Below are 8,246 nucleotides of genomic sequence, written 5' to 3'. Positions count from 1 at the left end.
GACCCCGGCTCACCGCCCCTCCCGGCCTCCCACCTGCGCGGGGCGTCACAAACGCGTCACCGAGAGCCGTACGGCTCCCCTCCTGTGGCGCCGGACCCGCGCGCTGTGCAGGGTGGAGGCACGTCAACGCCCGCACCGGGCGGGCCACCGGGTACTTGCGCGATCCGCCCCGCACGTGTGGACTACGGCGAAGCACTGCCCCGTGTATCCGAGACATTCGCGTACACGCGGTCAGACGGGTACTTTCGCAACATGAACAGGAGGCAATCCGTGAGCGCGACCGCGGACCACGCGGAGGAGCGGACCAACCCTGCCGCGAGGCTGGGTATCCAGCCCGGACAGGTGGTCCAGGAGCTCGGTTACGACGAGGACACCGAGCAGTCACTTCGCGAGGGCATCGAGGCCATCACCGGCACCGAGCTGGTCGACGAGGACTACGACGATCTCGCCGACGCCGTCGTGCTGTGGTTCCGGGAGGATGACGGCGATCTGACGGACGCGCTGGTGGACGCCATCTCGCTGGTGGACGACGGCTCCCCGATCTGGCTGATGACGCCGAAGACCGGGCGCGACGGCTACGTCCAGCCGAGCGAGATCGGCGAGGCGGCCCAGACCGCCGGCCTCCAGCAGACCAAGCCCTTCGCCGTCGGCAAGGACTGGACGGGCAGCCGCCTGGTCACCCCGAAGGCGAGCCGCGCCGGCAAGGCCTGAGCGCGTCGTCACACATCCGCCCGACGCCGGGCCGGCTCACCGCGAGTCGGCCCGGCGCACGCGTGGGCGGTCCTCCGGCCGGAATCCACGGGGTCCGCTCCGGCGCCCCGCCGTCACGGCTTAGTGTGGGCCCGTCAGTCTGACCCCCAAACGGAGGGACCACTCGATGGCCATCGAGGTCGGCACCAAGGCCCCGGATTTCGAGCTGCGCAACCAGCACGGCGAGTCCGTCCGTCTCTCGGACTTCCGCGGTGAGAAGAACGTCGTCCTGCTCTTCTACCCGTTCGCCTTCACCGGAGTGTGCACCGGTGAGCTGTGCGCGCTGCGCGACGAGCTCCCGACGTTCGTCAGCGACGACGTCCAGCTGCTCGCCGTCTCCTGCGACTCCCCGTTCTCGCTGCGGATCTTCGCCGAGCAGGAGAACCTCGGTTACCCGCTGCTGTCGGACTTCTGGCCGCACGGCGAGGCCGCCCGCGCCTACGGAGTCTTCGACGAGGAGAAGGGCTGCGCGGTCCGCGGCACCTTTGTCATCGACAAGGAGGGCCTGGTGCGCTGGACGGTCGTCAACGGCCTGCCCGACGCCCGCGACATCAACGACTACGTCAAGGCTCTCGAGCAGCTCTGACCCGGGCGCGCCTCGGCGGCTCTGACCTGGGACTGCGGGCCAATGTCACCCCGCGTGCGGGAACCGGCGACCGGGGTCGGCTCGTTGCTCCAGACGGCATCCGTAGCCAGTGGGCCGGCGCACACCGTCCGGCCGCACGTACACAGAAACGAATTTTGGAGGGACTCGTGGGAGTCAGCCTCAGCAAGGGCGGCAACGTCTCGCTGACCAAGGAAGCCCCGAACCTGACCGCCGTGCTCGTCGGTCTTGGCTGGGACTCGCGCACCACCACCGGTGCGGACTTCGACCTGGACGCCAGCGCCCTGCTGGCCGACGGGTCCGGCAAGGTCAACAAGGACCAGAACTTCGTGTTCTTCAACAACCTGAAGAGCCCGGACGGTTCGGTCGAGCACACCGGTGACAACCTCACCGGTGACGGCGACGGCGACGACGAGGTCATCAAGGTCAACCTCGCGGCGGTCCCGGCCGACGTCGAGAAGATCGTCTTCCCGGTCTCGATCTACGAGGCCGAGGCCCGGCAGCAGAGCTTCGGCCAGGTCCGCAACGCCTACATCCGCGTGGTGAACCAGGCCGACGGCAACGAGCTGGCCCGCTACGACCTCACCGAGGACGCCTCCACCGAGACCGCCATGGTCTTCGGTGAGCTGTACCGGCACGGCGCCGAGTGGAAGTTCCGGGCCATCGGCCAGGGTTACGCCTCCGGCCTGCGCGGCATCGCCCAGGACTTCGGCGTCAACGTCTGAAACTCCGGGCGCGGCCCGTCGGCCGCACCTGATCACGGCAGCTTCCGGCGCCGCAGACTTCCGAGTTCGGGAGGTGTGCGGCGCCGGACGGCTTGGCAAGACTGTCGCAATACCGGGCGCAAACACCGGGCGCAATCACCGGGGAGAGGACCAGGACATGGGTGTCACGCTCGCCAAGGGAGGAAACGTCTCCCTCTCGAAGGCCGCGCCGAACCTCACACGGGTGGAGATCGGCCTGGGCTGGCAGGCCCGCGCCACCACCGGAGCGGACTTCGACCTGGACGCGAGCGCGCTGCTGTGCGCCGGCGGCCGGGTGCTGGGAGACGAGTACTTCGTCTTCTACAACAACCTGAAGAGCCCCGACGGCTCGGTCGAGCACACCGGCGACGAACTCGTCGGCGGTACCGGCGGAGGTGACGACGAGACCGTCCTGGTGGACCTCACCCTGGTCCCGCCGCAGGTCGACAAGATCGTCTTCGCCGTCTCGATCCACGACGCGGACGCCAGGCGGCAGACGTTCGGACAGGTGACCAACGCCTACATCCGCGTGGTGAACCAGGCCGACGGCAACGAGCTGGCCCGTTACGACCTCACCGAGGACGCCTCCAGCGAGACCGCCATGCTCTTCGGCGAGCTGTACCGTTACGGGCAGGAGTGGAAGTTCCGTGCGGTGGGCCAGGGGTACGCTTCGGGGCTGCGTGGTATCGCCCTAGACTTCGGCGTCAACGTGGCCTGACGCCGCCACGAGACTGTGGTCCGGCCGCGCTGGGTGCGCGGGGGATCTCCATGAGAGAGATTGGGTAACCCAGTGGTTCTGAGAACCTTCGGCTGGTCCTTCGGCGTGACTGCCGCGGGACTCGCGGCAGCCGCCTACTTCTGGGGTTGGGAGGGGTTCGCCATCGTGGCGATCCTCTCCATCCTCGAGATCTCGCTGTCGTTCGACAACGCGGTGGTCAACGCCAGCATCCTGAAGAAGATGAACGCGTTCTGGCAGCGCATCTTCCTCACCATCGGCATCCTGATCGCCGTCTTCGGTATGCGCCTGGTCTTCCCGGTGGCCATCGTCGCGATCAGCGGAAAGGTCGGGCCGATCGAGGCCGTCCAACTGGCGCTGAAGCAACCGGAGACGTACGAGCAGATGGTCACCGACGCGCACGCGGGCATCGCGGCGTTCGGCGGCATGTTCCTGCTGATGATCTTCCTCAACTTCCTGTTCGACGAGCGTGAGCACAAGTGGATTCCGTGGCTTGAGCGTCCGCTCGGCCGGCTGGGCAACGTCGACGGCCTCGCCGTCTGCGTGGCGCTGATCGCCCTCCTCGGCACGGCCGTTGTCATGGCGCCGCAGGCGCATGTCTTCGGCGGACACGAGGACAAGGCGTCCACCGTGTTGCTGGCCGGCGTCGCCGGCCTGGTCACCTACCTCCTGGTCAACGGGCTCTCCAGCCACTTCGAGAACAAGCTGGAGGAGGACGAGGAGCGCGAGCACGAACTGGAGGAGGCCGCCAAGGCGTCCGGCGAGAAGCCGAAGAGCGCGGTCGGACTCGCGGGCAAGGCGGCGTTCTTCCTCTTCCTCTACCTCGAGGTCCTGGACGCCTCGTTCTCCTTCGACGGTGTCATCGGCGCCTTCGCCATCACCAACCACATCTTCTGGATGGCGCTCGGCCTCGGTATCGGCGCGATGTACGTGCGTTCGCTCACCGTCTACCTGGTCCGCGAGGGCACCCTTGACGACTACGTCTACCTGGAGCACGGCGCGCACTACGCGATCGGCGCCCTCGCCATGATCCTGCTGGTGACCGTCCGTTGGGAGATCCACGAGGTCATCACCGGCCTGCTGGGAGTCGCGCTGATCGGACTCTCCTTCCTCTCCTCGGTCCGGCACAACCGCCTCGGCGGCGGCGACGGCGGAGACGACGAGGGGGAGAAGGAACCACCAGCGGCGGTCCTGACAACAAAGGTCTGAACGTCCGTTATGTGAACACTGGGCAAAAACGTGTGTCACATCGGCCCGTATGCGGAACGCTGAACTGCGGGGCGGCTGTGGTGGGCCCGGGAGCCGACTCCCGGCGCCGAGGCCACCAGCCGCCCCGTGGCGGTTTCCGGTACGGGAAGACGGGATTGGGGGCACACATGGTCTCCCTGTGGGAGCACCTTCGCACCGGTGGCGGCACCCGGGGCCAAAGCTTCGACATGCTCGGCTCGGGTCACTCCACCGAACTCACCAAACGCAACCCGACCCTGTCGCTGACCAAACAGGGCGCGGCGGCCGGCACCATGAGGGTCAACCTGAGCTGGCAGATGCGCACCCCCGACCTCAACGAGCGCCAGCGCCGCCGCGGTTCACTCCGCCACCCGCTGCAACTGCTCAAACCCGAGCCCATCAGCGGCCACACCCAGGGCATGGTCAACGTCGACCTCGACCTGGCCTGCATGTACGAACTGGCCGACGGCACCAAGGGGGTCGTCCAGCCGCTGGGCGAACTGCTCGGCAGCATGAACGAGCCGCCCTACATCAAGCTCACCGGCGACGACCGCTTCGGCTCGGGCTCCGGCGAGACCCTGTACATCAACCTCGACCACGCCGACAAGATCAAACGGCTGCTGGTGTTCGTCTACGTCTACGACAGCACGCCCGCCTTCGAACGCACCAACGCCGTGGTCACCCTCGTCCCGAGCAACGGCCCGCAGATCGAGGTCCGGCTCACCGAGCGCGCCCCGGAGGCCCGTTCCGTGGCGGTCATGCTCATAGAGCACGAAAAGGACGAGCTGGTCGTACGCCGCGAGGTCCGCTACGTCTACGGGTACCAGGCCGACCTCGACCGGCTCTACGGCTGGGGCATGACCTGGGGCCGCGGCTACAAGTGACCGGCCCCCGCCGCCACCCGCCGCCCCGCCGCGCTCAGCGGTCGACGAACTGCGGGCCCTGCGGCGGCAGCGTGAACGCCGGGTCCGGCTGCGGCGGATAGCCGTACGCCGGCGCCACGGGCTGGACGGGCGGGTACCCGTACGCCGGTCCGGGCGGCTGGGCCGGCGGCTGCGGATAGCCGTAGCCCGCCACCGGCGCGGCCACCGTCGGATGCGGCGGCTCGGGGGAGAGCGGCTGCGGCGGCTCCGGCGGCGGGGGAGGCGTCGGCACCGGATCGGGTGCCGGCGTCGGCTCGGGCCGCGGGCGCGGCTCCGGACGCGGCACGGGCACCGGCTCCGGGTCGGGCAGGTCCGGCTCCGGAGGAGGCGGCGGAACCGTCTCCTCCTCCTCGGCCGCACGCGGCTCCGGCACCTCGGCCGACGGCTCCCCGGCCGACTCCCCGGTCGTCGCGTCGTCCTCCTCCGGAGAGTCGTCGACGGAGACGCCGTACTCGGTGGCCAGGCCCACCAGCCCGCTCGTGTAGCCCTGACCGAGCGCGCGGAACTTCCAGCCGTCCCCGCGCCGGTACAGCTCGCCGCAGATCAGCGCCGTCTCCTCGCCGGTCTCCGGCTCCATGTCGAACAGCGCGATGGTCTCGCCCCCGGCGGCGTCCCGCAGCAGCAACCGCAGCCCGCCCGGCACCTGGGCGAACGTGCCGCCGTCGGCGGAGGCGGTCAGCAACACGCGCTCCACCGAGGCGTCGAGACCCGCCAGATCCGCCTCGACCGTGTCCGCCAGGCCCTCCGGCTCCCTGGTCTTCGCCAGGTGCCTGACCAGCCCGGACGGGTGGCGGGGCTGGTTGTAGAAGACGAAGTCGGCGTCACCGCGCACCCGGTCGCCGGGCCCCAGCAACAGCGCGGAGGCGTCCACGTCGGGCACGCCGGGACCGTCCGACCAGCGCAGCACCGCGCGCACGGCTGACGCGTACAGCTGGATGTTCGATCCCTTGGTCATCGCGTGCGTCATGGCTGACATCCTGCCTCCTCCACCGCGCCTCGACAACGCGGGACGGGCCGACCGGGCCACCGGCCATCGGCGACGCAACCGGGGCACGGCGGTGACACGACGGTTACAGCCGCTTCACCACACTTTCCCCGACGGGTGGGACAACCGCTCGTACCTCGCACGTACGATTGCCGGTCGGAACTCACCGGCACACGCGGGTCGGAGCACACAGAAAGAATCGGGGGTGCCATGCGCCATTTCCGGCACATCGGGCCAGACGCGCGGCAGGCTCTCTTCCACCGCCAGCCCGGCGAGTTCACCGCCGACTCCCCGGCCCGGACGCTGTCCGTGGCCCTGGGCGCCACCCTCTACAGCCCGGCGACCCGCCCCCACCTCGCCGCCGACATCACCAAACAGGCCGCGACCAGGGGCGTCGTCTCCATGGTGCTGTGCCTGGAGGACTCCATCGCCGACGCCGACGTCGACGCGGCCGAGGAGAACCTGGTCCGCCAGTTCGCAGAACTCGCCTCCGGCGCCGACGGGAGTCGCGAGCTGCCGCTGCTGTTCGTCCGCGTCCGGGAACCGGACCAGATCACCTCGCTGACCGGCCGACTCGGCGACCACGCCCGACTCCTCAGCGGCTTTGTGCTGCCGAAGTTCACCGAGGAACGCGGACTGCCCTTCCTCGAGGCGCTGACCGTCGCCGAAGCGAACGTCGGCCGCCGGCTCTACGCCATGCCCGTCCTGGAATCCCCCGAACTGCTCTACCTGGAGACCCGCGCCGAGACCCTCGCCGGCATCCGGCGCGCCGTCACCAAGTACCGCGACAACGTCCTCGCGCTGCGGCTCGGCGTCACCGACTTCTGCTCCGCGTACGGGCTGCGCCGCACCCCGGACATGACCGCCTACGACGTCAAGCTCGTCGCCACCGTCATCGCCGACGTCGTCAACGTGCTCGGCCGCCACGACGGCAGCGGGCTCACCGTCACCGGACCGGTGTGGGAGTACTTCCGCCCGCAGGAGCGCATGTTCAAGCCCCAGCTGCGACGCAGCCCCTTCCTCGCCGGCGGCGCCGACGACCTGCGGGCCGAACTCATCGAGCAGGACATGGACGGCCTGCTCCGCGAGACCCAGCTCGACCGGGTCAACGGCCTCCTCGGCAAGACCTGCATCCACCCCAGCCACGTGGCGCCCGTCCACGCCCTGTCGGTCGTCAGCCACGAGGAGTACAGCGACGCCACCGACATACTCCGTCCCGAACGCGGCGGCGGCGGAGTCCTGCGATCCGTGTACACCAACAAGATGAACGAGGTGAAGCCCCACCGGGCCTGGGCGGAACGCACGCTGCTCAGGGCCGAGGTCTTCGGAGTCGCCCGCGAGGACGTGGACTTCGTCGACCTGCTGGCGGCGAGCCTCGTATGAGCGAGCGAGTGAGCGGCGTGACACACAGTCAGCACACCCCCCAGGCGACCGGCGAGAGGGCCACCGTGCCCGCGCCACGACCCGCCGACGACCCCGCCGGAGTATGGACCGGACGGTGGGTCGCCGACCGGCTCGGCGTCGACCTCGTCGGCCAGGGCCTGCGCGACCTCCTCGGCCTCGCCGTCCGCCGCAACCCCCGGCGCGCCCACCTCCTCGTCTCCGACGTGCTCGGCAAGCACGTACCGCAGCTGCCCGACGTCGTCTACGGCGCCGGCCTCGGCCTCGGCCACCGGGTACGGGACCTGCTCGGCGACACCGACGGCGCCCGGGCCGTCGTCCTCGGCTACGCCGAGACCGCCACCGGCCTCGGCCAGTGCGTCGCCGACGGCATGGGCGCCGCCGACCACCTGCACTCCACCCGACGCCCCGTACCCGGCGCCCGGGCCGCCGGCGGCTTCGAGGAGGAGCACTCCCACCACACCTCCCACCTGCTGCTCCCCGAGGACCCGCGACTCCTCACCGGAGACGGCCCCCTCGTCCTCGTCGACGACGAACTCTCCACCGGCCGCACCGTGCGCAACACCATGGCCGCCCTGCACGCCGCCAACCCGCGCCCGCGGTACGTCGTCGCCTCCCTGGTCGACCTGCGCTCCGAGGCGGACCGCGCCGAACTGGCGAAGTTCGCCGCCGACCTGGGCGCCCGCGTCGACGTCGTCGCACTCGCCACCGGCAGCGTCACCCTCCCCGACGACGTGCTCGAACGCGGCGCCGCACTTGTCGCCGCCCAGCCCGAGCCGCCCAGCACACCACCCGGCGACCCGGCCACCGCGCACCGCGTCGACCTCGGCTGGCCGCTCGGCCTGCCCGACGGCGGCCGGCACGGCTTCACCCCCGC

At 70.2% G+C, this 8,246-nt stretch carries 9 protein-coding genes; 8 read left to right on the top strand and 1 reads right to left on the bottom strand.

Annotation, left to right across the window (positions count from 1 at the left end; translation table 11 throughout):
- Positions 1-270: 270 nt before the first annotated feature.
- The 6 genes from FNX44_RS20085 to FNX44_RS20060 all read left to right on the top strand — a co-directional run bounded on the left by FNX44_RS20085 (position 271) and on the right by FNX44_RS20060 (position 4,944).
- Positions 271-711 (top strand): DUF3052 domain-containing protein, encoded by a 441-nt coding sequence (locus tag FNX44_RS20085; RefSeq protein WP_143649844.1) that lies wholly within the window; start codon positions 271-273, stop codon positions 709-711.
- Between the two features lie 166 nt (positions 712-877).
- Positions 878-1,336 carry a peroxiredoxin gene (locus FNX44_RS20080; protein ID WP_143649842.1) on the top strand — a complete coding sequence of 153 codons (459 nt, stop codon included), beginning with the start codon at positions 878-880 and terminating at the stop codon, positions 1,334-1,336.
- Positions 1,337-1,503: 167 nt separating this feature from the next.
- Positions 1,504-2,079 (top strand): TerD family protein, encoded by a 576-nt coding sequence (locus FNX44_RS20075; protein ID WP_143649840.1) that lies wholly within the window; start codon positions 1,504-1,506, stop codon positions 2,077-2,079.
- Positions 2,080-2,236: 157 nt separating this feature from the next.
- Entirely contained in the window at positions 2,237-2,815 is a 579-nt protein-coding gene (locus FNX44_RS20070) for a TerD family protein (protein WP_143649839.1), read from the top strand.
- Between the two features lie 72 nt (positions 2,816-2,887).
- On the top strand, positions 2,888-4,042 hold the full coding sequence (locus FNX44_RS20065; protein WP_143649837.1) for a DUF475 domain-containing protein: 1,155 nt from the start codon (positions 2,888-2,890) through the stop codon (positions 4,040-4,042).
- A gap of 167 nt (positions 4,043-4,209) precedes the next feature.
- Entirely contained in the window at positions 4,210-4,944 is a 735-nt protein-coding gene (locus FNX44_RS20060) for a TerD family protein (protein WP_143649835.1), read from the top strand.
- 34 nt (positions 4,945-4,978) lie between these two features.
- On the opposite strand, the gene FNX44_RS20055 is transcribed toward FNX44_RS20060, so the two are convergent.
- Complete coding sequence (locus FNX44_RS20055; protein WP_143649846.1) at positions 4,979-5,950, bottom strand: TerD family protein; 972 nt, start codon at positions 5,948-5,950, stop codon at positions 4,979-4,981.
- 228 nt (positions 5,951-6,178) lie between these two features.
- Here FNX44_RS20055 and FNX44_RS20050 point away from each other — a divergent pair, with 228 nt between their 5' ends.
- Together FNX44_RS20050 and FNX44_RS20045 are read left to right on the top strand one after the other, a co-directional pair.
- On the top strand, positions 6,179-7,351 hold the full coding sequence (locus tag FNX44_RS20050; protein WP_143649834.1) for an HpcH/HpaI aldolase/citrate lyase family protein: 1,173 nt from the start codon (positions 6,179-6,181) through the stop codon (positions 7,349-7,351).
- A partial coding sequence (locus tag FNX44_RS20045; protein WP_173019234.1) for a phosphoribosyltransferase domain-containing protein occupies positions 7,348-8,246 on the top strand: 899 nt, incomplete at its 3' end. The genes FNX44_RS20050 and FNX44_RS20045, both read left to right, overlap by 4 nt.

Origin of the sequence: Streptomyces alkaliterrae, assembly GCF_007097205.2 — a bacterium.
GTDB classification, from domain to species: domain Bacteria; phylum Actinomycetota; class Actinomycetes; order Streptomycetales; family Streptomycetaceae; genus Streptomyces; species Streptomyces alkaliterrae.
Note: the sequence above shows the minus strand (reverse complement) of the source record. Positions and strands in the feature narration are given on the sequence as shown.